At 53.3% G+C, this 25,973-nt stretch carries 21 protein-coding genes; 13 read left to right on the top strand and 8 right to left on the bottom strand.

Annotated elements, in window-relative coordinates:
- The first annotated feature begins 34 nt into the window (after positions 1–34).
- On the top strand, positions 35–928 hold the full coding sequence (rlmF, locus tag BTJ39_RS07645; protein WP_422386020.1) for a 23S rRNA (adenine(1618)-N(6))-methyltransferase RlmF: 894 nt from the start codon (positions 35–37) through the stop codon (positions 926–928).
- A gap of 3 nt (positions 929–931) precedes the next feature.
- Here the strand turns inward: rlmF and ybiO are convergent, their stop codons facing one another.
- The 3 genes from ybiO to rhtA form a co-directional block, all read right to left on the bottom strand.
- Positions 932–3,214, bottom strand: a complete 2,283-nt coding sequence (gene ybiO / locus BTJ39_RS07640) for a mechanosensitive channel protein (RefSeq protein ID WP_078002062.1) — start codon at positions 3,212–3,214, stop codon at positions 932–934.
- 180 nt (positions 3,215–3,394) lie between these two features.
- Entirely contained in the window at positions 3,395–3,898 is a 504-nt protein-coding gene (dps, locus tag BTJ39_RS07635) for a DNA starvation/stationary phase protection protein Dps (RefSeq protein ID WP_078002061.1), read from the bottom strand.
- Positions 3,899–4,207: 309 nt separating this feature from the next.
- On the bottom strand, positions 4,208–5,095 hold the full coding sequence (gene rhtA, locus BTJ39_RS07630) for a threonine/homoserine exporter RhtA (RefSeq protein ID WP_078002060.1): 888 nt from the start codon (positions 5,093–5,095) through the stop codon (positions 4,208–4,210).
- A gap of 356 nt (positions 5,096–5,451) precedes the next feature.
- Between rhtA and ompX the strand changes: the two genes are divergently transcribed.
- Positions 5,452–5,967 carry an outer membrane protein OmpX gene (gene ompX / locus BTJ39_RS07625; RefSeq protein WP_078002059.1) on the top strand — a complete coding sequence of 172 codons (516 nt, stop codon included), beginning with the start codon at positions 5,452–5,454 and terminating at the stop codon, positions 5,965–5,967.
- Positions 5,968–6,063: 96 nt separating this feature from the next.
- Here the strand turns inward: ompX and BTJ39_RS25530 are convergent, their stop codons facing one another.
- On the bottom strand, positions 6,064–6,180 hold the full coding sequence (locus BTJ39_RS25530; protein WP_479684388.1) for a hypothetical protein: 117 nt from the start codon (positions 6,178–6,180) through the stop codon (positions 6,064–6,066).
- A gap of 297 nt (positions 6,181–6,477) precedes the next feature.
- On the opposite strand from BTJ39_RS25530, the gene mntR reads away from it, so the two are divergent.
- From mntR to BTJ39_RS07600, 5 genes are all read left to right on the top strand, one after another.
- Complete coding sequence (gene mntR, locus BTJ39_RS07620) at positions 6,478–6,945, top strand: manganese-binding transcriptional regulator MntR (protein ID WP_078002058.1); 468 nt, start codon at positions 6,478–6,480, stop codon at positions 6,943–6,945.
- A gap of 21 nt (positions 6,946–6,966) precedes the next feature.
- Positions 6,967–8,082 carry an SLC13 family permease gene (locus BTJ39_RS07615; protein WP_078002057.1) on the top strand — a complete coding sequence of 372 codons (1,116 nt, stop codon included), beginning with the start codon at positions 6,967–6,969 and terminating at the stop codon, positions 8,080–8,082.
- 125 nt (positions 8,083–8,207) lie between these two features.
- Positions 8,208–9,362, top strand: coding sequence for an HlyD family secretion protein (locus BTJ39_RS07610; RefSeq protein ID WP_078002056.1), 1,155 nt, complete (start codon positions 8,208–8,210; stop codon positions 9,360–9,362).
- Positions 9,359–10,927 carry a DHA2 family efflux MFS transporter permease subunit gene (locus BTJ39_RS07605; RefSeq protein WP_078002055.1) on the top strand — a complete coding sequence of 523 codons (1,569 nt, stop codon included), beginning with the start codon at positions 9,359–9,361 and terminating at the stop codon, positions 10,925–10,927. The genes BTJ39_RS07610 and BTJ39_RS07605 overlap by 4 nt, the downstream gene beginning before the upstream one ends.
- 1 nt (position 10,928) lies before the next feature.
- Positions 10,929–12,473: an efflux transporter outer membrane subunit gene (locus tag BTJ39_RS07600; protein WP_078002054.1), complete on the top strand. Its 1,545-nt coding sequence runs from the start codon at positions 10,929–10,931 to the stop codon at positions 12,471–12,473.
- Position 12,474: 1 nt separating this feature from the next.
- Here the strand turns inward: BTJ39_RS07600 and BTJ39_RS07595 are convergent, their stop codons facing one another.
- Positions 12,475–13,104 (bottom strand): Crp/Fnr family transcriptional regulator, encoded by a 630-nt coding sequence (locus tag BTJ39_RS07595; protein WP_078002053.1) that lies wholly within the window; start codon positions 13,102–13,104, stop codon positions 12,475–12,477.
- Between the two features lie 387 nt (positions 13,105–13,491).
- Here BTJ39_RS07595 and BTJ39_RS07590 point away from each other — a divergent pair, with 387 nt between their 5' ends.
- The 3 genes from BTJ39_RS07590 (at position 13,492) to puuE (ending at position 18,086) form a co-directional block, all read left to right on the top strand.
- The gene (locus BTJ39_RS07590) at positions 13,492–14,979 is read left to right on the top strand and encodes a sugar porter family MFS transporter (protein WP_078002052.1); all 1,488 of its coding nucleotides are present in this window, start codon (positions 13,492–13,494) and stop codon (positions 14,977–14,979) included.
- Between the two features lie 213 nt (positions 14,980–15,192).
- Positions 15,193–16,785: an ABC-F family ATPase gene (locus tag BTJ39_RS07585; RefSeq protein WP_078002051.1), complete on the top strand. Its 1,593-nt coding sequence runs from the start codon at positions 15,193–15,195 to the stop codon at positions 16,783–16,785.
- 398 nt (positions 16,786–17,183) lie between these two features.
- A complete protein-coding gene (puuE, locus tag BTJ39_RS07580; protein ID WP_078002125.1) occupies positions 17,184–18,086 on the top strand; it encodes an allantoinase PuuE in 903 nt (300 codons plus the stop codon).
- Positions 18,087–18,159: 73 nt separating this feature from the next.
- On the opposite strand, the gene BTJ39_RS07575 is transcribed toward puuE, so the two are convergent.
- Positions 18,160–19,704, bottom strand: a complete 1,545-nt coding sequence (locus BTJ39_RS07575) for a sensor domain-containing diguanylate cyclase (protein ID WP_078002124.1) — start codon at positions 19,702–19,704, stop codon at positions 18,160–18,162.
- Between the two features lie 177 nt (positions 19,705–19,881).
- On the opposite strand from BTJ39_RS07575, the gene BTJ39_RS07570 reads away from it, so the two are divergent.
- A complete protein-coding gene (locus tag BTJ39_RS07570; RefSeq protein ID WP_078002050.1) occupies positions 19,882–20,451 on the top strand; it encodes a glycerol-3-phosphate responsive antiterminator in 570 nt (189 codons plus the stop codon).
- Positions 20,452–20,499: 48 nt separating this feature from the next.
- Here BTJ39_RS07570 and BTJ39_RS07565 read toward each other — a convergent pair whose 3' ends face one another.
- Together BTJ39_RS07565 and BTJ39_RS07560 are read right to left on the bottom strand one after the other, a co-directional pair.
- On the bottom strand, positions 20,500–21,951 hold the full coding sequence (locus BTJ39_RS07565; RefSeq protein WP_078002049.1) for an FGGY-family carbohydrate kinase: 1,452 nt from the start codon (positions 21,949–21,951) through the stop codon (positions 20,500–20,502).
- Complete coding sequence (locus BTJ39_RS07560; protein ID WP_078002048.1) at positions 21,948–23,228, bottom strand: MFS transporter; 1,281 nt, start codon at positions 23,226–23,228, stop codon at positions 21,948–21,950. Before BTJ39_RS07560 ends, BTJ39_RS07565 begins: the two co-directional genes overlap by 4 nt.
- 422 nt (positions 23,229–23,650) lie before the next feature.
- On the opposite strand from BTJ39_RS07560, the gene BTJ39_RS07555 reads away from it, so the two are divergent.
- Positions 23,651–24,433 (top strand): glucose 1-dehydrogenase, encoded by a 783-nt coding sequence (locus BTJ39_RS07555; RefSeq protein ID WP_078002047.1) that lies wholly within the window; start codon positions 23,651–23,653, stop codon positions 24,431–24,433.
- 46 nt (positions 24,434–24,479) lie between these two features.
- Entirely contained in the window at positions 24,480–25,934 is a 1,455-nt protein-coding gene (locus BTJ39_RS07550) for an FAD-binding oxidoreductase (RefSeq protein ID WP_078002046.1), read from the top strand.
- The last annotated feature ends 39 nt before the right edge of the window (positions 25,935–25,973 follow it).

Raw genomic sequence — 25,973 nt, 5'->3', positions numbered from 1 at the left:
GGCGGTTATCTTACGCGCCTTCAGCAGGAGAGCGATGATGACAGTCCGCCAGCAGTCCCCGTTACATCCCCGTAATCGCCACCGCGAACGCTATGATATGGCCGCGCTGTGTCAGGCGCATCCGCCGCTCGGCGCCTTTATTATTCACAGCCCCGCCGGCGACGAAACGGTGAACTTTTCCGACCCGCAGGCGGTGCTGGCACTGAATCAGGCGCTGCTGAAATATCATTATGCTATTCAGTCATGGCCGCTGCCAGCGGGATTTCTCTGTCCGCCGGTTCCCGGTCGGGCGGACTACATTCACTTTCTCGCCGACCTGCTGGCGCAGCAGCCGCGCCGCCAGTCGGTCCATGAGACCTCGATTCTGGATGTCGGCTGCGGCGCCAATCTTATTTATCCGCTTATCGGGCAGCATGAATATGGCTGGCGCTTTACCGGTTCCGAGGTGAGCGAGCCGGCCATCAAAGCCGCCAACGCGATCATTGCCGCCAATCCGGGCCTTAACCGTAAGATTCGCCTGCGCCGCCAGAAAAATCCCCAGGCGATTTTTCAGGGCATTATCCATAAAGGTGAATATTATCACGCTACATTATGCAACCCGCCGTTTCATGCTTCAGCCGAAATGGCTCAGGCCGGCAGCCAGCGTAAACAGCGGAACCTGGGTCTGGGCGTAAATGCACCGCTTAACTTTGGCGGCCAGGCCCAGGAGCTGTGGTGTGAGGGCGGAGAAAGCGGATTTATTACGCGCATGATTGATGAAAGCGTGAGTTTTGCCCGCCAGTGCGGCTGGTTTACGACGCTGGTTTCGCGCAAAGAGAACCTGCCGGCGCTGTACGCCCGTCTGAGGCAGGCGGGCGTACAGGAGGTTAAAACCGTGACGATGGCGCAGGGGCAAAAGCAGAGCCGCTTTATCGCCTGGCGTTTCTGAACCTTATTCCGGCGCTGGCAGTACCGCGCCGGCGGCGTTGAACGATGCGTCATTGCCGGTTTGCATCACCTGTACCGTCTGATGCGGCGCCTTAATCTCAGCGGCGTCGAAATGCTTCTTCACCATGCCATCCAGCGCAAAGCGTACGGTCCACTGCTTCAGCGGCTGGGTGGTAAAGGAGACGCGTACGGTAAATGCCCGATCGCTTAATCCCACCAGTCCGGCGAATGATGGCTGGCCAATCACCATGGCGCGAATATCTTTATTTTCCATCAGTTCGGCTACCGCAGCCTGCAGCGTCTGGTTGACGCGCTCAACATCTTCGCGTCGGTCAACATCATAGTTGGCGACGAATGAACCAATCCCTCGCACAAAGTTGGCAAAGGTGGTGATCGAGGACCAGGGGATGATGTGATAGGCGCCGGTATCCTGACGCACGCCGACCGAGCGTATCGACATCCGTTCGACGGTGCCGGTTATTGCGCCGATAGTCACCAGATCGCCGGTGTTCATCCCGTTTTCAAACTGAATAAATACCCCGGTGATAATATCTTTTACCAGCGTTTGCGAACCGAAGCTGATTGCCAGTCCCAGCGCGCCGGCCCCTGCCAGCAGCGGGGCGATATTTACCCCGATTTCCGACAGTAAAATCATGATAGTTATGGTGCTGATTATCACCGCCAGCGCGTTGCGAAACAGCGTCAGCAGCGTGCGGGTGCGGGCGCTGGGCATCGGACGGCCGTAAGAATCGGACGCCAGGCGGTTTTCAATTAAGCTGGCAAGCAGCGTCCAGCCAACGGCGGAGAGGATCAGAATCAGTACCACGCGAATGGTCACGTCGACCAGCCGCTCGCCGGGACCGGCAGATAGCCAGTGCCAGAGGTCAAAAACTTGCCAGGCATTGAGCAGCAGCAGGATCACGGCGAATACGGTGAGGGAGCGCGCCAGTTTAAGCATCATTTTTACCCAGCCGTTCACGCGCTTTTGCAGCTCCGGATAGTGGCGTTGGAGTTCGGCGGACAGAATGATGGTTTTACCAATCCAGCGGGTAAGAATGCCGGATACCAGCGCGCCGCTCAGAATCGTAACCAGGGTACGCACCGTAGCCGCCATCATAAACTGCAGGCTGTTGCCGGGATTAAACACCGACAGGAAAAACAGCGTAACGAAGTAGATGCAGGCCAGCCAGTGCCAGATGAACGCGAATGCGCGGATGAAGAAAGCGAAAAAGGTCAGCGAACGGTCGGCCAGCGCGTTTAATTCTCGCTGAATATTACGGCGGTTATGCAAAATTAACCAGATGGCCCAGACGGTAATCATTCCCATAATCACCACGTTTGCTACTGCGGCAACCTGCTGGTTAATCTGGTTGCCGATAATGGGCACCACCACCAACAGGCCGTAGCCAATCAGACCGCTTAGCCAGCTAAGGCGCGTGCTCCAGTAGCTGGCGCGCTCATTGGAAAGGTGAAAAGGGCGCAGGTCGGGAAAGCGTGGGCAAAAAATCAGCCTCAGCACTGCCTTAAAAAACTCAATCAGCGCAAAAGCGTTAAGAAATAACCCCTGCTGGCGCATGATGGTGCGATTGCCATCATTAAGATAGTTGCTGAGGATTTGGCCGATAAAAATAGCCAGCGTCAGCAGCAGCAGGTCGATAATAAAAGCGCCGATAATCGCCGCAGGCAGCTGTAGCCAGCTGGTTCGTTCATCATTCTTATGTCGCCCCCAGCGGCCCATAAAACGGTAAATCGGGCTGGCTAAGCGGCATATCAGCAAATAGAAACCGAAAAGCGCAACTGCCAGCATCAGAAAGTGGCTCAGGGCGTTGATAAAAGTTTGCTGGTTAAACGTTTTGTGGGGGGAATTGATAATGGTGTTGTGCAACTGCTGGATTTTTGCGCTGAACTCGCCGCCATAGCGGCGGCTGACGTCGGTGACGTTATCCAATACGGTTTTGTCCTCCGCCGTGGCCGCGGGCGGCGTCAGCGTCGGCGGCGCGCTGTTCGATGGGCTGGCCGAAGCGTGGCGCAGCTGATCGATCAGTTCCTGACGGGACTGGTCATTTTGCAGAATATTTGCCAGTGCTGCGTAGGCCGCCTTCTTATCTGCTACCGTTGGTTTGCTGCTATTGGCGCCGGCGTCTTTGTCGGGCGATGACTGCTGTGTCGCTGCCGCCGCCGCCGCTGGTAGCGAAACGGCCTGCGCCCCACCGCTCAGCCCAAAAATAAGCATCAGCGCTAACCACCACACCGTCAGATTTTTGCTGGCCGCAGTATCGCCCGTCATTGCTTTTTCCCCTGTAATTAAACCGGTTGCCGACAAACAAGTATAGTGTCTGCCAGCGAAGGGGCTGAGGCAGGGGGCATTTTCGGAGTTAAGGAAGGGACATAAAAAAAGCAGAGGGGCCAACCTCTGCTTTTTGTGCTCTGTTTGTCAACGTGCTACATCGAACTCAAACGCCGTGCATTACTCAATGTTAGATTCGATAAACCACAGGAACTTATCCAGGTCGCGAGAGGCGGCGGTAAAGATATCCGCACTGTCTTCATCGCTAACTTCGCTGATAGCCTTACGAGTGTGGTTAGCAACAACCGCATAACGATCGGCCAGCGCTTTCAAATGTTCCTGTACGCTGTGAATGTTTAGCGGATAGCTTTTTAGTGGCGTTTTGTCGTTAACGACCTGCGTAGTCCCCAGCGCGACGCCGCCCAGTTGAACTACACGCTCTGCAATGGTGTCCTGATGATCAATAATCGCCGTGCGGAATCCGTCCAGCATTTCATGAACTGCGATAAAGTTTGAGCCGCGCATGTTCCAGTGCGCCTGCTTGGTGATCAGGGAGAGATCAATATACTCAACAACCAGACGATTGAGCACCTCGATTGTCGCTTTCTTCTCACTGTCAGCCACGTCATTACGGGTGTAAATCAGATCAGAAGATTTAGTTTTTACCAGTTTAGCGGTACTCATCATTAATATCCTCTTAATTTGTTAATCCTGAACTTCGGAACATATTATAGCAGCGATTTTTATTTCTGTGGGCCAGATTGCAACGATTACTTAAATAGCCAAAAACCACATAAAACCTATTGCGTTACAGGGTGTTGCGCAGGTTTATTTGATTTTTTATGATTAAAATCAGTTGGTTGGTTAAAGTCTATTGCAGGTTTGCTGAAAGTAAATTGATATTGTTAATAAAAGGTTTTCAATGTGTAAATAGGCGCGGCGTAAATGAACAGACAATAAACCCTATTTATCCAATGCTTCCCACAAGTTAATTTATTGACTTAATGGTTCAACGACGGCTTTTTTACGCTGCGCAGTCAGGGTTGAGCCAATGGATGCGCTGATAATCGCCAGCAGGCCAAGCCATTGCAATCCGTTGAGCATTTCGCCAAGAAAAACCATTCCCGAAAGCGCCGCCATGCCGGGTTCGAGGCTCATCAGGGTGCCAAACACGCGCGCCGGCAGGCGGGTAAGGGCCATCATTTCTAACGAGTAGGGCAAAGCGCTGGAGAGAATAGCGATGGCAATGCCGATTGGAATAATGCCGGGATGCCACAGTCCGCTATCGGCAAAGCTAAGACCGACCGGGACGAACACCAGCGCGCCGATTAACGAACCGGCCGCGACCGTGGCCGGACCATGATCGGCGCCGGCCCGGGGGCCCGTCAGGATATAAAGCACCCAGAAACCGCCGGCGAGCAGCGCCAGCAGCGCGCCTTTGCCATCGACGCTGGCAATACCTTTTCCTATAGGCAGCAGCAGCCACAGTCCCAGCACCGCCAGAATCACCCAGATAAAATCGCTCAGCCGTCGCGAACCAGCCAGCGCCAGCGCCAGTGGCCCACAAAACTCCAACGCAACGGCAATCCCCAGCGGAACGGTGCGTATCGCCAGATAAAAGCTGTAGTTCATCGCACCCAATGCCAGGCCGTAAAACAGCAGCGGTAGACGCTGCTGTTTACTGAATCGCAGGCGCCAGGGCTTGAAAATAATTAATAAAATTAGCGTGCCCAGCCCCAGGCGTAATGCCGTAATCCCCGGTGCGCCGACTTCAGAGAACAGCGTTTTTGCCAGTGCGGCGCCCCCCTGAATGGAGGTCATTGCAATAAGCAATACCACAACCGGAAACCAGACGGAGGATTTAAATCGGCTTAAATACATCCTGTGACCTTATCTATCCTTGCAATGGGGCGTTGCCGCTCAGTGTAATGGAGCGCTATGAAAAAACCGAGATGAGGTGAAAAAAAATTTCAACGAGGGGAAAATCAGGGCCAAAAGTGTCAAGAAATGTCAGATTTATTTTAAGAATTCTCTCAATGAACCTTTTTTTACTTAGTTGAATATGCGATATGACACACCTTATTTTTCCTGATATTTTAACAGGTTATAAAGTTTCATTAACTTTCTGTTACACGAAACTATCTGTTAGACAACCTTTTGCAGGCAGAGTTTCTGGCTAACTTTTGTTATATTCCCAGCGTTGTCAGGAGAGAAGTACTTTCACATTTGAGGTGGTTATGAAAAAAATTGCATGTCTTTCAGCCCTGGCTTGTGTTCTGGCAGTATCTGCTGGTTCGGCAATGGCACGTAGTACGGTTTCCCTTGGTTATGCCCAAAGCGATATGCAGGGCGTGGTAAACAAAGCGAACGGTTTCAACCTGAAATATCGCTGGGAAGATGAAAACAATCCGCTGGGCTGGATTGGTTCATTAACTTACACCACAAAAAACCACAATGTTGACGGCGTTAACGATAAAGGTCAGTACTACGGCATCACCGCTGGTCCTGCTTATCGTATCAACGACTGGGCTAGCATCTACGGTGTTGTAGGTATGGGTTACGGTAAATTCAACTCTAACACAGTGAGCTACCGTGATAAGGTTTCCAGCAACAGCGACGTTGGTTTCTCTTACGGTGCGGGCCTGCAGTTCAACCCGGTTGAGAACGTAGCTATCGATACTGGCTACGAGCAGAGCCGCATCCGCAGTACTGATATCGGTACCTGGATCGTTGGCGTAGGTTACAGCTTCTGATTATCCTGCGGGGACATGCTCCCCGCCGGTAAAATAAAAAATCCGCCACGATGGCGGATTTTTTTTGCCCACAAAAAACGGGTGGAATCGCTTAGTTTAGCGCGCGTCGCCGGAATTTTTGTCACCGGCGGCGAGCAACATTTCCAGCAGCATCAGGCGCAGGGTAAAGGGCGAGCGGCAGAACAGCGGCAGGCTGCGAATCGCTTTTTTCATTTTATCCTCCGACTGAACAAGGGGTTAGCCTATTGACGGCGCTTTTGCGCGGTCAGGCCAAGGCATAATCCACCGGTAAAAGCGAGGAACAACATTAACAGGATATAAACGCTATCCATGGTTATCTCCTTACTTTTAACAGGTGAACATAATACCAACACTTATAGCACGGGCTATATCAGTTAGCCAGTGCTATTTAGCAGAATATTTGAGGATCGCGGAGCATCGTTTACAATGGCTGCCCGACAGGCTGATGTAGCAATATCAGGTCCGTAATGTATAAAAGAAGGAAGCTGAATGAGTCGTCGTGCTAAAGCCGCTGCGCCGCTGCTTAATGGCCAGTTAAAAGATATTGAAGAGCATGTCGAAGGTTTTCGACAGGTGCGTGAAGCGCATCGTCGGGAGCTAATTGATGACTATGTCGAACTCATTTCCGATTTGATTCGTGAATTTGGCGAAGCGCGACAGGTTGATATGGCCGCACGTCTGGGGGTTTCTCAGCCGACGGTGGCGAAGATGTTAAAACGTCTTGGCTCGGCAGGCCTGGTCGAGCAGGTGCCTTACCGCGGCGTGTTTCTGACCAGCGAAGGCGAAAAGCTGGCGGAAGAGAGCCGCGCGCGCCATCATATTGTGGAAACATTCTTACTGGCGCTCGGCATCAGCCCGGATACCGCCCGACGTGACGCCGAGGGTATCGAGCATCATGTAAGCGATGAGACGTTGGCGGTGTTCCAGCAGTTCAGTAACGCCCAACAAAAAAACTGACACTCTTTCTGGTGGCCTGCCATGGGTTCGCTGCTGCGTACTTTTTTGCACGACCGTTTTTTGCAGGCTCTGCTGGCCATCGGACTGGTTACCAGCGCATTTGCCGATTTTCACTATCGCCAGTTGGCCGCTGCGGTTAACTGGAAAACCATCGTTACCCTGGCCTGTCTGCTGCTGCTGACGAAAGGCATTGAAAGCAGCGGCTATTTTGATTTCCTCGGCCGTCGGCTGATCCAGCATTTTCGCAGCCAGCGTTCGCTGGCGCTGTTAATGGTGAGTGCCTCGGCGCTGCTTGCTACCTTTCTCACCAATGACGTTGCGCTGTTTATTACGGTTCCCCTGACGCTGACGCTGCGCAAATTTACCCGACTGCCGGTGAGCCGGCTGGTTATCTTTGAGGCGCTGGCGGTTAATGCTGGCTCTTTATTGACCCCTATCGGCAACCCGCAAAATATTTTGCTGTGGAATCAGGGCGGGCAGGGTTTTTTTCAATTCATCGGGCAAATGCTGCCGCTGGCTGCGCTGCTGGTTGCGGCCCTGCTGCTATTAACCTTCTTTAGCTTTAGTAAACGGCCGGTGCAGACGCCGCAGGGGATGGCGGCCTCAGAGTGGCAGAAAGGGTTATTTATACAGTGCGCGGCGCTCTATTTAGCGTTCGTTATCGCGCTGGAACTGAACCTGGCGCTCTATGCGCTGCTGCTGGTCGCGCTGTTTTTCTTATGGCGCGCGCCGCGTATTCTTTTACTGCTGGACTGGAGTCTGCTGGCGGTTTTTATTCTGATGTTTATTGATGTTTTTTTACTGACCCGGCTGCCGTTATTGTCTCCCCTGTTGCAGCAGATACCGCACTGGAGCGAGACGGAACGCTATTTGCTGGCAATCGGCTTATCGCAGGTTATCAGCAACGTTCCGGCAACGATTTTACTGCTGAATATTCTGCCGGCTTCGACGCTGCTGGCATGGGCGGTAAATATTGGCGGCTTTGGCTTGCTGCCGGGATCGCTGGCCAATTTGATTGCGCTGCGTATGGCGCGCGACCGGCGTATCTGGTGGCAATTTCATCTCTTCTCATTGCCGATGCTGGTATTTGCCGTAGTTGCTGCGTGGTTATTATTTTTGTTAATTGATGCGATTTGACGCCAGGATTTTCTGGTTTGCTGCGCAGATACTGGAATTTATTACGTTTCCTCCTACTGTTAAAAGCAACATAACGCTGTTTTTTTTGCCTGATTCTGGCTGACCTTCAAGCCTGCTAACAATTGATGGGAACTATGGCTGATCAACATTATCCTGCGTCCGAAGAGGACGAAAATAATCAGGGCGGGCAAAACGATGCCTCGCAGCAAGCAAATAATGGAAATGACAATAATGGAGAACGCAAGCGGCCCGGTAAGAAACCGCTGATTATCCTGGCGATTATTGTGGTGGTGATGATAATCGCAGCGCTCATTTACTGGCTAATGACCCACAACCAGGAAACCACCGATGATGCCTTCACCGAGGGGAATGCTGTAACGATTGCCGCTAAAGTTTCCGGCTATGTTACCGAACTGCCGGTACATGATAACCAGCGGGTGAAAAAAGGGGATTTGCTGGTACGCATCGATCCACGCGACAGCGAGGCGCAGCGCGATCAAGCAAAAGCCCAGCTGGGTCTTGCCGTAGCGCAGCTGCACCAGGCGCAGGCACAGCTGGACCTTTCGCGCGTTCAGTATCCGGCGCAGCGCGATCAGGCGCTGGCCCAGCAGGCGCAGGCCGAAGCGAATCTTATTAATGCTGAAGCGGATTACCGTCGCCAGCGCGGCGTTGACCCGCGAGCAACCTCACAGCGCAATATCGATAGCGCCAACGCTCAATTGCGCAGCGCCAAAGCGCAGCTGGCCAGCGCCAAAGCGCAGGTGGAAGTGGCCTCCCAGGTCGCGCTGCAAATTCGCCAGCAGCAGACTAACGTTGAGGCCCGACAGCAGCAGGTCGAACAGGCGAAAGCACAGCTGAATACCGCAGAATTAAACCTCTCCTATACCGAAGTGCGGGCGCCGTATGATGGCTTTGTGACCAAGCGCAACGTGGACCCGGGCACCCTGGTGCAAGCGGGTTCATCACTGTTTTCTCTGGTATCGCCCGATATCTGGATTATTGCCAATTTTAAAGAGTCGCAGCTGGAACATATGAACCCAGGCGATAAGGTTGATATCGGCGTTGATGCCTGGCCGGATCTGAAGCTGGAAGGGCATGTTGATAGTGTTCAGATGGGTTCCGGTTCGCGCTTCTCCGCTTTCCCCGCGGAAAATGCTACCGGTAACTACGTGAAAATTGTCCAGCGCGTGCCGGTGAAAATCGTCATTGATAAAGGTCTGGACCCTAAAAAGCCGCTGCCGCTGGGGCTTTCTGTTGAGCCGACGGTGACGGTGAAATGAGCCACGCGCAAAGCTGGAAACCGGCGAGTAATCCCTGGCTGGTTGCAATGGTCGTAACGGTGGCGGTGTTCATGGAAATTCTGGACACCACTATCGTTAACGTTGCCTTGCCGCACATCGCCGGCTCGCTCTCCTCCAGCTATGATGAATCCACCTGGGTGCTGACTTCCTACCTGGTGGCAAACGGCATCGTGCTGCCGATCTCGGCTTTTCTCAGCCGGGTTTTCGGCCGCAAGATGTTTTTTATGATCTGTATCGTTATGTTCACCGTGTGCTCCTTTCTTTGCGGTATTGCGACCGAACTGTGGCAAATTATTCTATTTCGCGTTCTGCAGGGCTTCTTTGGTGGCGGATTACAGCCGGTACAGCAATCCGTTCTGCTGGACTATTTTAAAGCCGAAGATCGCGGTAAAGCCTTTGGCCTCTCGTCTATTGCGGTGATCGTAGCGCCCGTGCTGGGACCGACGCTGGGTGGCTGGATAACCGATAATTACAGTTGGCGCTGGGTATTTTTTATCAATATTCCGGTGGGTATTCTCTGCGTTATTGCCATTTATCAGCTGCTGGAAGATCCGCCGTGGGAAAAACGTTGGGCGCCGGGCAAGCTGAAAATTGACTATATCGGTATCAGCCTGATTACGCTTGGCCTGGGCTGTTTGCAGGTGATGCTGGATCGCGGCGAGGACGAAGACTGGTTCAACTCGAACTTTATTGTGCTGTTTGCCGTGCTGACGGTGATAGGCCTGGTGGGCGCGGTTTACTGGTTGCTTTATGCCCGCAGGCCGGTGGTCGATCTGCATGTAATGAAAGACCGCAACTTCTGGGTTGCCGGACTGCTGATGGCCGGTATGGCGACCATTCTGTACGGCAGTTCGGTGGTGATCCCGCAGCTGGCGCAGCAGGATTTAGGCTATACCGCCACCTGGTCAGGGCTGGTACTTTCGCCGGGGGCGGTATTAATTATTCTGACCATCCCGCTGGTATTGAAATTAATGCCGATCATACAGACGCGCTGGATTATCGCCTTTGGTTTCCTGTGCCTGTGCGTTTCATTTATTTACTGCGCCGGCCTGACGCCGAATATTGACTTTACCACGCTGATGCTGATGCGCAGCGCGCAGACCATCGGGCTTGGCTTCCTGTTTGTGCCGCTGACAACCATTGCGTTTGTCACTATACCGCAGCGGCTGAATGCCGATGCCTCCGCGCTGTTTACCATGTTCAGAAACGTTTCCGGCTCAATTGGCATTTCACTCTGTACCGCTGCCATTACCGAACGCCAGCAAACCCATAGCGCCTATATGTCTGCCAATATGTCGCCGCTTAACGAGCAGTTTACCCAAACTCTGGCACGCTGGGCGCAGGCAATAAGAGACTTCTCCTCAATGGCCGGCGATCCCAGCACGATTGCCAGCGGAAGGCTTTATCAGGAAATGATAGCGCAGTCGCGAATTCTTGCTTATATCGATGTTTTTGTTGGATTAAGCATATTAGCCCTGATTTTATTACCTTTTTGTTTGCTGCTGTCGCCGATAAAGAGCGAAGGCAGCGCGGGAGCACACTAACATGCAGGTTAAATCCCATCGTCTCTCTTTCAGTCCGGTGGCGCTTATGGTTCTGAGCGTGTTAACGCTTTCCGCCTGCGCGGTCGGACCGGATTACAACGCGCCAAAGCCGGTTACCGCCAGCCATTTTAACGCCATGGACGCCGACGCCGGTTCAAAACCTCAGGCGAGCGCGATTAATCCGCAATGGTGGAAAACGTTTCAGGATCCCCAGCTCGACAGCCTGATTACGCGTGCCATTGCCGGCAACCTCTCGCTACAGCAGGCAGTGATGCGAATTGCCTCCTCGCGCCAGCAAATCAACCAGGCGCGCGGTGCCTGGTTTCCCAGCGTAACGGGCAACGGCCAGGTTACTCGTCAGCAGCTTGGGGTAAAAGGTCAGCTGGAATCTAATGGCGTATACGATCAAATTGACCAGAGCGCGCCGCAATCCCGTTCTACGCTGGATAGCCTGACCAAGCCGGTCACCCTCTATCAGGGAAATTTTGATGCGTCCTGGGAGCTGGATTTGTGGGGAAAAGTGCGACGCCAGGTTGAAGTGGCAAAGGCGCAGCAGCAGCAGAATATTGAAAATCGCAATGACGCGCTGGTTTCCCTTGAGGCCGAGGTGGCGCGAACTTACCTGCAACTACGCGGCGCGCAGGCGGTTACGCAAACCATCGAAACCCAGATTCAGGTGGCGCAGCAGACGCTGGAGCTGACGCAAAGTCAGCAGCGCAACGGGCTGTCGCCGATGACCGATGTCGAAAACGCCCGCGCTCAGCTGGGATCACTGCGTGCTCAGCTGCCGCAGTATCAGTCACAGACTCGGCAGGCGATGAACGGACTGGCCGTTTTGCTGGGTAAGATGCCCGGCGCGCTGGATAGCGAGCTGGCGACGACAAAAGCGCTGCCGCCATTGCCTGCGCTGGTGCCAGTTGGCGTACCCTCAACGCTGGCGCGTCGGCGTCCGGACGTGCGCGTCGCCGAAGCGCAATTGCATGCCGCCACCGCCAATATCGGCGTTTCAGTGGCGCAAATGTTCCCTAGCCTGTCGCTGACCGGCGAGTTTGGCATGCGCAATACCGATGCCAGCTACCTTGATAACTGGAGCAGCCATTTCTATAGCTTTGGTCCTTCGCTCAGCATTCCGATTTTTCAGGGGGGACGGCTGGTCTCCAGCGTGAAGCTGGCGCGCGCCGATCAGGCCAGCGCGGCGCTGGGCTATCGTCAGACGGTGTTGACCGCGTTACAGGATGTGGAAAACGCCCTGGTCAGCTACCGCGCCGATCAGCAGCGCGTGGACAGCCTGAATGAAACGGTAGAAGCACAGCAGAACGCCTTCAACCTGGCGCGCGACAGTTACGGTAAAGGCCTCAGTAGCTTTATTGAAGTGCTGGACGCCCAGCGTCAGCTGGCGCAAACCCGTCAGCAACTGGTTTCCGCCCGGATGCAAAGCAGCGTTGATTTAGTGGCGCTGTATAAAGCCCTCGGCGGCGGCTGGGAGCCCTATCAGAACGTTAATCTGCCGGAATTTCCGGTATTTGGCGATGCTGCCCAGGGATAAATTAGCCCTGGGCGGCGCTAAACTCCAGCGGCAGCAGGCCATGCTGGCGTAATGTGCGGCTGTGGCGCATCGCGGTTTCCGTTTCACAGCCGGCATATTCGGCTATTTCCCGCCAGGTGAAATCGTAACCGGGCCAGCGCGCATATAGCGTGCGGATGCTGGTCAGTACCCGCTGTTGCGAACGCTCGTAGGCCATACTCGCCAGGCGTTTTTCCGCCATCGCCAGATCCTGCGCCAGGCGCTGAATCAAAAAGAGGTTAAGCGCGGGGTAGTGCTGCAAAAAGGTTTCCGGCTGATGCGGCGTGATACGCGTGACGCTGGCGGTGCGCTGCACCCGCGATGAGCAATGATAAAACATGTCGCCAAACAGGCTGCGAAAGCCAAAAAAATCCCCCGGCGTGAACAGCCGCATCAGGCATACCTTACCGTTCTCCTGCAGATAATACAGACCCACCAGACCACTGTGCAGATAATAAAAAGACGACGCTTCATTATGCTGTGGATAGATATGGCTCTGGCGCGGCTGATCGTCAAGGCGAGTAAGGGTGGCGTGAGGCGAGCCCGCCAGGGTGGCAAACAGCTGTGCGCCGTCTCCGTTGGTTTGCCCGCTGCTGCTGGCGCTTGCTTTCATCTTATTCTCCGCCGGTTCTGAGCGATTTAAATTAGCATAAAACGCCGCGCCCCGGAAAACTACCGCCTGCCCGGCTGACGCTCAGTCTGGCCTGTCGATCGCAGAGAGCGTACAGAACGCAAGCTGGCGAAACTTATCCTGACATTCCGATGCTAAACAGAACAAACGTGCGATTTTTTCTCGGATGGCAGAGACGTTAAAGGCCATAAATCAGCGTCAAATCCCATTTTTGCTGTTTTAAACGAGCTAAGTGAGATCAATGTACCAAAAATTAATTTCATTTATTAACTTTGATGGAATAAATGATTTATTTTTTGGTTCTGATAAGGATTGACGTCGAGTAATTTGCCTTTAACCCCGCTTTTTATCTGTCGGATGGGATATATCATGAGCAAAGAGCAATACCTTACGCTGAATCAAGCGTCCGGCCCGAACAGCAGCAGTCGTACGGAGCCATTCGTCAAAGTGATTGCCTGTATCGCAACCCTCGGCGGCCTGCTGTTCGGTTACGATACCGGCGTTATCTCTGGTGCGCTGCTGTTTATGGGGCCGGAGTTGCATCTGACGTCGTTTACCATGGGATTGGTAACCAGCTCCCTGCTGTTTGGCGCGGCCTTCGGCGCGTTGCTTTCTGGTCATTTCGCCGCGACGGTTGGACGCAAGAGAATCATTCTCGTGCTGGCGGTAATTTTTGCCGTTGGCGCGCTGGGTACAGCCCTGGCGCCGGATGTGCAATGGATGGTCTTCTTCCGTCTTCTGCTGGGCGTTGCCGTGGGCGGCGCCTCGGCGTCGGTGCCGATATATATTGCAGAAATTGCCCCGGCTAACCGGCGTGGGCAGCTGGTGACGATGCAGGAATTAATGATCGTTTCCGGCCAGCTGCTGGCCTATATCTCCAATGCCGGTTTCAATGCCATCTGGGGCGGCGCCGACACCTGGCGCTGGATGCTGGCGGTGGCGACGCTGCCTGCCGTTTTGTTGTGGTTCGGTATGTTGTTTATGCCCGATACCCCCCGCTGGTACGCAATGAAAGGTCGGTTGGCAGAAGCGCGCAAGGTGCTGGAGCGCACCCGGGCTAAAGATGATGTCGAATGGGAGCTGACCGAAATCGAAGAAACGCTGCAAGATGATGAGGTCCATGGCAAGCCCCGACTGCGTGAACTGAAGAAGCCCTGGCTGTTTAAGCTGTTTTTAATCGGTCTTGGCGTGGCGGTGATCCAACAGACATCCGGCGTTAATACCATTATGTATTATGCACCGACGATGCTGACCAGCGTCGGCATGAGTGATAACGCGGCGTTGGTAGCAACTATCGCCAACGGCGCCATTTCGGTGCTGATGACCTTTGTCGGCATCTGGATGCTGGGGCGCATCGGCCGCCGTCCGATGGTGATGATCGGCCAGTTTGGTTGTACCTGCTGCCTGCTGTTTATCGGCTGTATTTGCTACTTTATGCCTGAAGCGAGCAACGGCCAGCCTGATATGCTGCGTGCCTATCTGATCTTGCTGGGGATGCTGATGTTTCTCAGCTTTCAGCAGGGCGCGCTGTCACCGGTAACCTGGCTACTACTTTCGGAAATCTTTCCCACTCGCATGCGCGGCATTTTTATGGGCGGGGCGGTATTTGCCATGTGGATCGCCAATTTCCTGATTTCGCTGTCCTTCCCGCTATTGCTCGCCAGCGTGGGTCTGGCAGGCGCGTTCTTCACCTTTACGCTTATCGGGCTGTGCGGCGCGGTGTTCGTTGTGCGCTGCATACCTGAGACCCGTAACCGCTCCCTCGAACAGGTAGAACACTATTTGCATGGCTGGCTGAGCGAGGGGGGAGCATCGCCTAAAAAAGGACTGGCGGGGCGCAAGGCTGAAACCCATTAATCGAATCAGAGTAAGATGACAAGGGGGGCGCTGGCGTCCCCTTTTTTGTTTGCTGGTTCCGGCTGAGTTTCCTGCCGCGCAGTCATCCTTTAGCTCAATGATCGCCAGGGAGGCATTGTTCGGCTGAAAAACGTACACAACTGCAGGCGATCCTGTTGCCGTGCTGTGGCATAATGTGGCCAAACTCACACATTCACTCATTAAGGCAATTTCGTGCTGGTTTCCAACAATGTCACCATGCAATTCGGCAGCAAACCGCTGTTCGAAAATATCTCGGTTAAATTCGGCGGCGGCAACCGCTACGGTCTGATTGGCGCTAACGGCAGCGGCAAATCGACCTTTATGAAAATCCTCGGCGGCGATCTGGCGCCATCCAACGGCAACGTTTCTCTCGATCCTAATGAACGTATTGGTAAGCTGCGGCAGGACCAGTTCGCGTTTGAACGGTTTAGCGTGCTGGATACGGTGATCATGGGACACGCTGAGCTTTGGCAAGTGAAGCAGGAGCGCGATCGCATCTACGCGCTGCCAGAAATGAGCGAAGAAGATGGTTATCAGGTCGCTGACCTTGAAGTGACCTATGGCGAAATGGATGGGTACACCGCCGAAGCGCGCGCTGGCGAACTGCTGCTGGGCGTTGGTATCCCGCAGGAGCAGCACTATGGCCCGATGAGCGAAGTTGCGCCGGGCTGGAAGCTACGCGTATTGCTGGCGCAGGCACTGTTTTCCGACCCGGATATTCTGCTGCTGGATGAACCGACCAACAACCTGGATATCGACACCATTCGCTGGCTGGAAAATGTGCTTAACGAGCGTGACAGCACGATGATCATTATTTCGCACGATCGCCACTTCCTGAACATGGTGTGTACGCATATGGCGGACCTGGACTATGGCGAATTGCGGGTTTATCCGGGTAACTATGATGAATATATGACGGCGGCGACCCAGGCGCGTGAACGTCTGCTGTCTGATAATGCGAAGAAGAAAGCGCAGATCGCTGAGCTGCAGTCATTTGTCAGTCGCTTTAGCGCTAACGCCTCGAAGTCGCGCCAGGCGACGTCGCGCGCCAGACAGATAGATAAAATTAAGCTGGATGAAGTGAAAGCTTCCAGCCGCCAGAATCCGTTTATCCGTTTCGAACAGGAAAAAAAGCTGTTCCGCAACGCGCTGGAAATCACCGACCTGACCAAAGGCTTTGAGCAGGGACCGCTGTTCAAAGATGTCAAACTGCTGCTGGAAGTGGGCGAAAAGCTGGCGGTGCTGGGCGCCAACGGTATCGGTAAAACCACTCTGTTGAAAACGCTGGTCGGCGATCTGACGCCGGAGAGCGGCAGCGTAAAATGGTCTGAGAATGTGCGCATCGGCTATTATGCCCAGGATCATGCAGAGGATTTTGCTAACGATCTGACGGTATTTGACTGGATGAGTCAGTGGAAGCAGCAGGGTGATGATGAGCAGGCGGTGCGTGGCATACTGGGTCGCCTGCTGTTTGGTCAGGATGATATTAAGAAACCGGCAAAGGTTCTCTCCGGCGGTGAAAAAGGGCGCATGCTGTTTGGCAAGCTGATGATGCAGCGACCGAATGTCCTGATTATGGATGAACCGACTAACCATCTGGATATGGAATCCATCGAGTCGCTGAATATGGCGCTGGAGCTTTTTGAGGGAACGCTTATTTTTGTTTCTCACGACCGTGAATTTGTCAGCTCTCTGGCGAGCCGTATTCTTGAAATAAGATCGAATAAGGTCATCGATTTTACCGGAAATTATGAGGATTATCTTTTAAGCCAAGGGGTTGAATAAGTTATTTTCGGCGTTTAATTTCCTGTTCTCCGCACTTGTCCTTACCGGGACGGTGCGGGGGTTTTAAATAACTCTGGTTTTATGATTGTTTTAATTTTGATGCAGGTGTCTGCTTTATTGAATTTCGGTTTGCATTTTCACCAATCCCTGTAATAAATTCCATTAGCCATATTAATATTGATTATTCTTTTTTATGAAAAGATGATTAATAAAACTGGAATCTGTTAAATAAAGGAGTGAAAATGCTCAGCCGAAGGGAATGGTGTAAATCAGTCATTTTAACCTCTGCAGCCGGCGCGGCCGCGTTCTACGGCAGGCCGTCGACAGCGGCAGGTAAAACGACAGCCAGTATTGGAAATAAACCGTCATTACTGCTTAATAATAATTATCCGCGCGATATGATTGGCTATGGCGGTAACTATCCCGAATTCAGATGGCCAGGTAATGCTAAAATAGCGCTACAGTTCGTCCTAAATTATGAAGAAGGTGCTGAACAGCACATCTATCACGGCGACGAAGGATCTGAACGCTTCCTGTCGGAGCTGATCGGCGCGGAAAGCTATCCGGATGTGCATATGTCGATGGACTCAGTCTATGAGTATGGCTCCCGTGCAGGCTTCTGGCGCATACACAATGAATTCCAGAAGCGCAAGCTGCCGCTTTCTGTCTTTGGCGTCGCGATGGCGTTAGCCCGAAATCCTGAGGTCGTCGCGGCAATTAAGCAGGCCAATTATGATGTCGTTAGCCACGGCTGGCGCTGGATTCACTATCAGAATAAAAAGCAGGAGCTGGAGCGGGCGCATCTGGAAAAAGCGATTGAGCTACAAACCAAACTTTTTGGTAAACCGCCGACCGGCTGGTATACCGGACGGGACAGCCCAAATACCCGGCGTCTGATCGTTGAAAATGGTAGCTTTCAGTATGACAGCGATAATTACGCAGATGATCTTCCTTTCTGGACCGAAGTTGAGTGCAGTAATAAACAGATAAAACCGCATTTGATTATTCCCTATACCCTGGACAGTAACGATATGCGTTTTGCGACGCCGCAGGGATTTAATACCGCCGAGCAGTTTTTCACGTATTTGAAAGATGCGTTTGACGTATTATATGCCGAAGGTGAAACGCGACCCAAAATGCTATCGATTGGAATGCATTGCCGCCTGCTTGGCCGTCCAGGTCGATTTATGGGACTACTACGCTTTCTTGATTATATTCAGCAAAAGAACGATGTCTGGATCTGTACCCGGCAAAATATTGCTGACTTCTGGTTAAAGAATTTCCCTTATAAAAAAGCCTGATAATCTTCCGGCGGGTTATTTAGCCCATCAGTAACATGGCAAACGGCAATCTGAAAGATTGCCGTTTGCTTTACTAGAGAACCACCGCCCGGTTACGTCCCTGATTTTTGGCCTGATAGAGCGCGGCATCAGCGCTGGTTATTAGCCCATCATAGCTGTCGCCGGCCGCAGGTTGGCTATTGGTGGTGATGCCGATGCTTAACGTCACCACGCCCGCGCCGCTCAGCGAGGTTGGATGTGAAATAGCCAGCGCTTGTACCGCCTCCAGCGCTTTTTGTGCCAGCGTATTGGCGCTGCGGCTCTCCTGCCCGGTCAGTACAATCGCGAACTCTTCTCCGCCGTAGCGGGCGACCAGCGCCTCGCTGCTGGCGGCCAGATTGCTCAGCGTCGCCGCAATGCGTCGCAGACAATCATCCCCTAGCTGGTGACCGAAATTATCGTTAAACAGTTTGAATGAATCGACGTCAATCATCAGCAGGCTTATTGGCTGTTTCAGCGACTGTGCTCGCTTCCATTGCTGCTGCAAAAAAAGGTCGAACTGGCGGCGGTTAGCCAGTCCGGTCAGTCCGTCCAGCAGCGCCAGCGATTGCAGCGTATGGTTCATCGCCGTCAGCTGATCGCGCACCTGGGTCAGCTCAATCTGGTTTTGCAGATTCAGCCGTATATGCCGCATCACCATGTAACCCAGCAGGCAGATTACCATCAGTAGAATGGCGCTCAACACGGCATAGATCAGCAGATCGGAAAACCAGGATTTCAGCAGTTCCTGCTTATCAAAACCCGCCACGACTACCAGCGGATAACGTTTCAGCGTGGTATAGCCGAGGATACGCTCTACGCCGTCAAGGGTTGAGCGATAATCCGCCGTTCCGCTGCTGGCCGCTTTTAGCAGGTGGCTGAACAGGGGAGCCTGCGACATGTTGCGATTAATTACGCTATCGTCGAAAGGGCGCGAATAAAGAATGGTCCCATCACTGAGCAGCAGCGAAAGGGTGTCGCGATCGCCGAGGTTGTAATAGCCGTAAACCTGGCGAAAGAAATCAATACGAATAGTGCCGAGCACCACGCCGTGAAAGCTGCCGTCCGGATTATTCAAGCGCATCGATACCGGAATGATTAAATCGCCGGTTGAGCGGCTGCGGATAACTTTGCCGATGTGAACGCGATTGTCGTTATTTCGCTGATGAAATTTGAAATATTCACGGTCGGCATTGTTAGCCTGGGCGGGGATTTTACCGTCGGAGGTCACTATCCAGCTGCCTTTATAATCATAGATGAACAGGCCGTGCAGCTGGGGAAGGGTGGCTTTACGCGATTGCAGCAGCGTTTGTAAATAGTCTTTTTGCTCCGACCCCATGCCGTTGATCTCGACCCGATCGCGTAGATCCTGCAGCGTCAGATCTACCTGCAAAAAGGTATCTTCAGCCTGGCGTGATATGGACTGTGAAAGGTTGCGGGCATCCATCTGGCCGTGTTCGACCATGCGATTCCACGAACTCCACATCGTCCAGCCGCTAACCAACAGCACCGCAATACTGATGGTAATGAGAAACAGCAACATGCTGCGCCTCAGGCCGGATTTAAGCATTGCCGAAGGCGAAGAATGTGAGTGAGGCATACCCATCGATCCGTTCAATTTGCAGACAATGGCGATAAGTATAGCGAGCTTAAAAGATGATAGGGTTTCTGAGGGGGAAATAAGCGTTGATTTGCCGAATAAATTTCCCCGGGGTTGGCATTTAATCTCATCCTCAGGCAGCATAGGCAATCTGTACAGCCTGCAACGGGAGCCGCAGTGAACCTTACCGATATTTTCCGAACGCATCCGGTTGTTGCCGCGGTTAAAGACAGCGCCAGCCTGGAAAAAGCTATCGCTTCCGCCTGTCCTATTGTGTCGGTTTTGTACGGCAATATAACCAATATTGGCCGCATCGTGCAGCAGATTAAGCAGGCGGGCAAGATTGCTTTTGTACATGTCGATTTACTGGAAGGCAGTTCTAACCAGGAAATCGTGATTAACTTTCTCAAAATCGTCACCCAGGCTGATGGCATTATCAGCACCCGGGCGGCAATGTTAAAGGCGGCGCGTCAGCAGGGTTTTTACGCCATTCATCGCATATTTGTTCTCGACTCTATCTCGTTTAATAATCTGGGAAAACAGGTTGCTCAGTCACAGCCAGATTTGGTGGAGATTCTGCCCGGATGCATGCCGAAAGTGCTTGGCTGGATCAGCGAGAAAATAGACGTACCGATGATTGCCGGCGGTCTGGTCTGCGATGAAGAGGATGCCCGCCTGGCGCTAATGGCCGGTGCGCTGGCGGTTTCAACCACCAATCACGACGTATGGGGGCTGTCGCTGCGTTAACCGGGCGCCGTCAGGCCGCCTGGTTAAGCGCATTATTCCCGGCAGCGATTAGCTATCCACCAGCGGGCTGAGCTGCGAGAACAGCGGATCAAGCTGGCTATGCAGGCGTTGATAAACCGCTTCATTTAACTGCTGATAAAGTTGATGATGCCTGGCGTCGGGGTGAAAACATTCGCCGGGCTGTACCAGCTGCGCGCAGGCGCTGGCATAATCGGGCCATATTTTCATCGCCATACCGGCATTAATCGCGCAGCCGATGGCCGCTGAACTTTTCATTTTATTGCGCTGTGCAGGAAGGCCGAAAATGTCGGCGAAGATCTGCATAAAAAGATCGCTGTTGGCGCCGCCGCCTGAAATAATCAGCTGATGAAAGGGAACGCCAAGCTCGTCGGCCATTTTATCCATATGGTTTTTCATCGTCAGGGCAATGCCTTCCAGCAGCGAACGAAACATATGGGCCCGGGTATGACGGCCATCAAAACCGAGGATGGCCCCCTTACGAAACTCGGCCTCGGCCGGCGGCGCCCAGTCGTGCAGCGTGATTAATCCCTCGCTGCCGGGCGGAACCTGAGCCGCTTGCTGATTCATTAACTGTTCAATGCTGACGCCGCGATCTGTGGCCTCAGCCAGCGCAGCGGCGCCAAACTGATCGCGAAACCAGCTGACGGTCCACATACCGCGGCGCACGTCCATACATTCATATAACCAGCTACCCGGTAGTGACGCCTGGAAAGGCCAGAAATGCCGGGCGTCAGTATGATTTTTTTCGCCGTGAGTCATTGCGCCGATATAGGTGCCAAGGGAGATCAGTGCGACGCCGGGGGTCAGCGAGCCGGCGCCGAGCGCTTCAACGGCTTTATCATGGGCCGTTACGACAACCGGCAATCCAACAGGCAGGCCGCAGGCCTGCGCCGCCGCTGCCGTTACTTCGCCAGCAATGCTGCCGGGAGGGATGACATCCAGCACCTGGTCAGGCCGCAGATTGCAACGTTGCCAGAGTGCGGGATCCTCGCTCCACTGTTGGCGGTCGTTGTCCATTGGCCACCAGCCGATGTAATTGGCACAGGTATCTTTCAACTGGCCGGTCAGGCGATGGGTAATGTAACCTGAGCTGGTGGTGACATAGCTTACATCGCCATATTCCGGCTGATGCTGGTAGGGCTGATTGAGCCGCTTATCCATCCAGTTAATCACCGGCCAGGCCAGCTCGCCGTCGCTTTTCATTAGCACCCGGCAGCAGCGGATAACGCAGAGGCCCGCCGCCAGCAGCTGATGATTTTGCCCGCCAAGCTGATGAAAACAGGCCATGGCTTTGCGACAGGCGATCTGCAGCGCGCTCCACAGATCATCGTCCGGATGTTCTGCATACTGCGGTGCCGGGGTAGCAAGCGGCCGCAGCGGCTGCTGCTGTTCGCAGACAATCTGTCCCCCGGTGGTAAATATCACCACTTTGGCGCTCTGGGTTCCGATATCGATACCGATCAGATAGTGCTGACTCATACGTACTCCGTTGATTGTGACGCGGCGGCGGTCCGCGCTTTTTTCTTCATCTCTTTAAACAGCAGGGCGGTAAAGACTAATACCATGAGCATGGCGGCGGCGCCCATTAGCCACAAGTTGCGATAAGCGCTGGCTGCGGGCAGCGTGTCCTGCCAGTAGCCTACCAGCGGATAAACAAACACATCCGGTAGAAAACCTATTACCGAACAAATTCCCACCGTGGTGCCGATGATCCGCGTGGGAGTTCGCGCTTCGGTGATACAGGCAAAATACAGCCCGCGCGAGGCATAACAGGTAAATGCCAGCAGCAAAATCATCGCCATTGGCAGCGCGAGCGACGTCGGATGCGCGGTTAACAACAGCAGCAAGCACAGCGTTATCAGCCCTGCCAGCGACAGCAGCTGGATGATGCGCGTGGGGGATTTGACCCGGCTATAAGTGGTAAACAATCCGCCGATCGGGCCGCAAATAGCGCGAAAAATCTTGTTAATAACGACGCCCATATAGCTGGCTGCCACCAGCGACATGCCGTAGATCCCGGCAAGATAGTTGGTGGAATAACTCAGGCTGGCGTAGATGACGTAAACGCCAAAAATTATCAGGCTACAGTACCAGGTGGTGGGGATCTTCAGCACGTTGATGATATCCTGCAACTGAAAAGCCGTTTGCTGCTGTGGTTCTGCGGGGCGATGACCGTCGCTGACCAGCAGCCAGCAGGCGATACCCAGCAGCAGATAGACGACGCTGTACACCAGAATAACGGCTTTAAGACTGTGCGGATCGTCAGGGTGAAACAGCGAAAATACCCACATTGTCGACACCGCCAGCACCATCACGCCGATGCCCCGCAGGCCCTCCATCCAGCCCATAATTTTTCCCTGTTCTTCAGTCGTTCCCAGCAGCGAGGCCGCCTTGATGGATACCGACCACAGCATCAGGATGGTGGTGAAAGCAAAGGCGACCTGGATGAGCAGCATGGCCCAGAAGGGAGGATAGGTGGTCATCAGCAGCCCTAGCAGGCCGGTTGCCAGCATGCCGCCGCTCATCATTTTACGGTGGGAAAACTTATCGGCGATGATACCGCTTGGCGCGTAAAGTATAATCGCGGTAATGCCGAAAGTGCTCATGATGACGCCTATTTCGGTATTGGAGAATCCCATAAACTTCGCCATTGGGATCTGAAAAATATAGCGTAAATAAGCCAGATCGAAGCTGATGCCGCCGCTGATACTTATTATCGCCAACGTTAGCCAGCGTCGGAAATTAGATTTATCCATCAACTGATCCTCGGGTTAATATATTTCAGGCATAAAAAAAGAGAAAAGCAAGCTTCCCGCATGACGCGGAAAGTTACTTTTCTCTTAGCTCGGTCAGTAACGAAGGAAATTCTGTCATAAGGCTGGGGGCGGCATCTGTGAATAAAGTCACAGAAAAATAATATCAAAATTAATGAGGGCTTAATAAGCTTGCCGCTCTGTCTTCGGTTACTTTGTAGCCGGAAAGCGACAGCCGCCGGCGGTAAAAATGGCTTATTTTACGCCAGGTTTTTTTTGTGACGCAGATCGCTTTCTATCTAAAACTGACCGTGATAGCGTAATTGGCAGTTACTCGAGATGAAGAGAAAAGTAACTTCTCCGCCAGCGCGGAGGAGCAGACTTTTCTCTTTTTTTTTGCGTTTTATCCGGCGGACGGGGCAGATATGTCATATGCATTAGAAGATTTTTCCCTCGATTTTTTCTCGCTGCAAGGGAAAGTAGCCATCGTGACCGGTGGCAATAGCGGACTGGGTCAGGCCTTCGCAACGGCCCTTGCAAAAGCCGGCGCCAGCCTGTTTATTCCCGATCTGGCAGCCGCCAATCCGCAAACCCGCGAACTGATTGAGCAGCAAGGCAGCCGGGCTGAGTTCATGCAGATTGATATTACTCAGCCGGGCGCGCCGGCGCAGATCGTTGCCGAATGCCTTGAGCGCTACGGTCGACTGGACATTCTGGTTAATAACGCCGGTATTTGTAAGTTAAATAAAGTTCTTGATTTTGGGCGTGCCGACTGGGACCCGATGATTAATATTAATCTGACGGCGGCGTTTGAAATGAGTCACGAGGCGGCGAAAGTCATGGTCGCGAATAATCAAGGCAAGATAATTAATATTTGTTCGCTGTTTTCATTTCTGGGTGGGCAATGGTCACCCGCCTATGCGGCGACTAAACATGCTGTTGCCGGATTAACTAAAGCCTATTGTGATGAATTAGGACAGCATAATATTCAGGTTAATGGTATCGCCCCCGGTTATTATGCAACCAATATCACCGAGGCCACCCGAAGTAATCCGCAAACTAATCAACGCGTCCTGGATCATATACCGGCTAATCGCTGGGGAGAAACCCAGGACTTAATGGGTGCGATGGTATTTCTCGCCAGCCGCGCCTCAGACTATGTCAACGGCCATTTACTGGTAGTGGATGGCGGTTATTTAGTGCGTTGAACCCGGGCGCGCAAAAAATTCTGAGTTAAGCAACGGAGGTAAGAGTATGAGTCTGTCACGCGCAGAGATTGTTGAGCAGCTAAAAGAGATTGTTGGTCCGCAGCAGGTGGTTACCGATGAAGAGACGCTGCGCCACAGCAGTATTGACCGCTTTCGTAAATATGCCGATATCCACGGCGTCTACACGCTGCCGCTGCCGGCAGCGGTGGTCAAATTACAAAGCAGCGAGCAGGTTTCGCGCGTGCTGGCATTTATGCATCAGCACGGCATTAATGGCGTGCCGCGTACGGGCGCTTCGGCAACAGAAGGCGGCCTGGAAACCACGGTGCGTGATTCGCTGGTGCTGGACGGCGCCTCAATGAACAGCATCGTAAATATTGATATCGAAAATATGCAGGCGACCGCGCAGTGCGGCGTTCCGCTGGAAATTCTGGAAAACCAGCTGCGTGCGCAAGGCTATACCACCGGCCATTCACCCCAGTCCAAGCCGCTGGCGCAGATGGGGGGGCTGGTGGCGACGCGCAGCATCGGCCAGTTTTCTACTTTGTATGGCGCAATTGAAGATATGGTGGTTGGGCTGGAAGCGGTTTTCCCGGACGGCACCATCACCCGCATTAAAAACGTGCCGCGCCGCGCCGCCGGCCCGGATATCCGCCATGTGATCATCGGCAACGAAGGCGCGCTGTGCTACATCACCGAAGTTACCGTGAAAATTTTCAAATACATGCCGGAAAATAACCTGTTTTACGGTTTTACTCTGGAAAACATGAAAACCGGCTTTGCTATTCTGCGTGAGGTGATGGTTGAGGGGTATCGGCCATCGATCGCCCGCCTGTACGATGCTGAAGACGGCAGCCAGCATTTCACCCACTTCGCTGACGGTAAGTGCGTACTGATTTTTATGGCTGAAGGCGCGAAGGGCATAGCGCAGGCCACCGGCCAGGGCATTGAGGAAATCGTCGCGCGCTTTCCGGAGTGTAAGCCCGTCGAAACGTCGCTGATTGAGACATGGTTCAATAACCTCAACTGGGGGCCGGAGAAAGTCGCGGCTGAGCGTGAGCAGATCCTGCGGACCAATAATATGGGCTTCACCACCGAAGTTTCCGGCGACTGGTCAGCGATCCACGCGATTTATAACAACGTTATTCAGCGCATCCGCCAGACATTTCCTCACGCAAAAGACATCACCATGTTGGGTGGGCACTCCTCTCACAGCTACATCAATGGCACCAACATGTACTTTGTCTATGACTACAACGTCGTCGACTGCAAGCCGGAACAGGAGATCGATAAATACCACAATCCCCTTAATGCCATTATCGTCGAAGAGACGCTGAAGCTGGGCGGGTCGATGGTGCATCATCATGGTATCGGTAAGCATCGCGTGCAGTGGGCAAAACAGGAGCACGACAGCGCGTGGTATATCATGCAGGGGCTGAAAAACGTCTTCGATCCGCGCGGCATTATGAATAGCGGAACGATTTACCCTAACGAGAAATAAATGCCAGGCCAGGCCGGCGCGCTGACGCCGGCCTTAACC

This window comes from Izhakiella australiensis, assembly GCF_002006995.1.
GTDB classification, from domain to species: domain Bacteria; phylum Pseudomonadota; class Gammaproteobacteria; order Enterobacterales; family Enterobacteriaceae; genus Izhakiella; species Izhakiella australiensis.
Note: the sequence above shows the minus strand (reverse complement) of the source record. Positions and strands in the feature narration are given on the sequence as shown.